Genomic DNA, 2852 nt, shown 5'->3' with positions numbered 1-2852 from the left:
CTATGGTAGATATGGTCAAGGGAGATATTTTCCCCGCAAGCGTAAACTGTCAAAACGATTTATTAGAGCTTCTTCAAAAGAAAGAAGCGTTGGGTTATTATGATTCTTCGCTGGAGGAAAATTTGTTAACTAATATTTCAAAACTATCTGCCAGTATGCTTAACAAATTAACGACGCTTGAAAAAGTTCTTTTGGAAACCAAAGAAGAACGAAAAATTGCGGATCAGGCGCGCTTCTATCGCGAGAAAGTTTTTGCCGCAATGGTAGAACTTAGGATCGATGTTGACGGGCTTGAAACGCTTGTAGCAAAAAAACATTGGCCCTTACCGAGTTACGGACAGATACTTTATAGCGTTATTTAATCTGACCACAAGATAAATGGTTAGATTGTTTTATTGCACACAAAGGCGTGTGTTCCTGTAGGGAGGACATACGCCTTAATTTTTATTTAGGAGGATTTTATGGTTGAAATTGTCGAAGTAATTGACAACTTTTCATCGGTAAACACAATGTGGGTACTCATAGCCGCCGCCCTTGTATTCTTTATGCAAGCGGGCTTTGCTATGGTAGAAACAGGTTTTACCCGGGCAAAAAACGCCGGAAATATCATCATGAAAAACTTGATGGATTTCTCAATCGGCACCCCAGCCTATTGGCTAGTCGGGTTCGGGATCATGTTTGCGGGAAGCGGTACGCTTTTCGGCGGCATTGATTTTATGGTCAAAGGAGATTACAGCGCGGTTACTCCTGATGGAGTTCCATTGTTCGCCTTTCTTATTTTTCAGACAGTGTTCTGCGCGACAGCGGCGACAATCGTATCGGGAGCAATGGCGGAGAGAACAAAGTTTTCCGCTTACTGCGTTTACAGCCTTATCATCAGCGCCATAATTTACCCGATTTCCGGGCACTGGATATGGGGCGGCGGCTGGCTTGCCCAGCTTGGTTTCCATGACTTTGCCGGTTCTACCGCCGTACACATGGTTGGCGGTGTAGCGTCTCTGGTTGGCGCAAAGATTGTCGGTCCTCGTATCGGCAAATATTCCCAATCGGGCGAGTCGCGCGCTATTCCCGGTCACAGCTTAACGCTCGGTGCTCTAGGTGTTTTCATTCTCTGGTTCTGTTGGTTCGGCTTTAACGGCGGTTCCACTGTTTCCATGGAAGGCGAAAGCATCGTATCCGCCGGCAGTATTTTTGTTACCACAAACTTAGCGGCGGCGACAGCGGCGGTTGTAACAATGATCATTACATGGTTTCGTTACAAAAAGCCTGATGTGTCCATGACATTGAACGGCGCTCTTGCCGGTCTTGTTGCAATCACCGCAGGGTGCGATGTTGTATCACCGTTAGGCGCGTTCTTAATCGGCATTATTGCGGCGTTTGTTATCGTATTCGGCATTGAGTTTGTCGACAAAGTATTAAAGGTTGACGATCCTGTCGGCGCGGTAGGCGTACACGGTTTTTCAGGAGCGTTGGGAACAATTCTTACCGGCGTATTCGCGCTTGACGGCGGACTAGCTTACGGCGGCGGATGGACGATGGTTGGAATTCAGGTTCTCGGCGTCGTTTCGGTAATAGCGTGGGTAACGATAACAATGGGCATTGTTTTTACAGTAATAAAGAAAACAATGGGCTTACGCGTTTCACACGTCGAAGAACTTGCAGGTTTGGATATTACCGAACACAACCTTACAAGCAGTTATGCCGACTTTATGGTAGCGCCCGCAGGAGCGGACTTTAAACCTTATTCTGTTGAAGAGGAAGAGACCGTCCCTGTCAATACGGCAATTCCTGTTGTAAACAACTCAAAGCCCGGCGCGAAGATGACGAAGATTACAATTATCACGAATCAGAACAAGCTTACCGCTCTTCACAACGCGCTCGACAGAATCGGTATTACAGGGCTTACGGTTACCAACGTGCTTGGTCACGGAATGCAAAAGGGACATACCGAGTATTACCGCGGCGCTCCTGTAACCATAAAACTGCTTCCAAAGGTTCAGGTTGATATTATCGTATGTAAGATTCCGCCGCAAACCGTAATAGACACAGTGAAGAAAGTGTTGTACACGGGAAGAGTCGGCGACGGCAAGATGTTTATTTATGATGTTGAAAACGTCGTTAAAGTCCGCACAGGCGAGCAAGGATACGACGCTTTACAGGACAATGAATAACAACAGATTGTAAATTTTACTTGTATTAATTTAATAAAAAGCGACTGGAGCTTCCAGTCGCTTTTTTTATGGAGCTATTGTCTAATGTTTTATCCTGTTTTTTACAAACATTTCCACTGTCGCTCTATTAACGCCGTATATTCTGCCTATCGCTGCCTTTGAAAAATGCCTGTCAAGAAGCATTTTAATATCCTGTTCACGCCCTGAAAGTTTTACATAAGCCGATTGTCTGCCGCGAGGTCTGCCAAGAATCTTACCTTCGGCTCTGCGACGCGCAAGCGCTTCCTTTGTTCTTTGAGAAATTAAATCGCGCTCTATCTCCGCAGATAAACCAAAAGAAAACGCCAAAACTTTCGATTGAATATTATCACCTAACCTGTAATTGTCCTTTATTGTCCATACTCTTACATCATTCAACATTAAATGATTAAGTATCGACATAATCATAAAAAGACTTCTTCCAAGCCTTGATAATTCCGAACAAATAATCAAATCGCCCGATCTTACTTCTTCCAGAAGCGATCCTAAAAGACGCTTATCAGGCGTTTTACACCCACTGATAGTTTCTTCGATCCATTCGTTGATCTTTAAACTGTTTCTTTTACAAAACCGTTCAATCTCAAACCGTTGATTATCAACAGTTTGTTTGTCAGTACTGACTCTAATATAGCCGTATATCAC

General features: G+C 44.4%; 2 protein-coding genes and 1 pseudogene. 2 read left to right on the top strand and 1 reads right to left on the bottom strand.

Annotated features, from left to right (window positions below; all coding sequences use genetic code 11):
• Nucleotides 1-362 (top strand): annotated as a pseudogene (locus ACYVTD_RS11330) (glutamine synthetase type III); the annotation flags it as partial.
• A gap of 99 nt (nucleotides 363-461) precedes the next feature.
• Entirely contained in the window at nucleotides 462-2171 is a 1710-nt protein-coding gene (locus ACYVTD_RS11325; protein WP_461247879.1) for an ammonium transporter, read from the top strand.
• Between the two features lie 81 nt (nucleotides 2172-2252).
• Here the strand turns inward: ACYVTD_RS11325 and ACYVTD_RS11320 are convergent.
• Nucleotides 2253-2852: master DNA invertase Mpi family serine-type recombinase (locus ACYVTD_RS11320; protein ID WP_461247878.1), on the bottom strand; the 600-nt coding region annotated here is incomplete at its 5' end.

It is taken from the genome of Treponema sp. R6D11, assembly GCF_054786075.1.
This window is presented reverse-complemented; position numbering and strand designations above follow the sequence as displayed.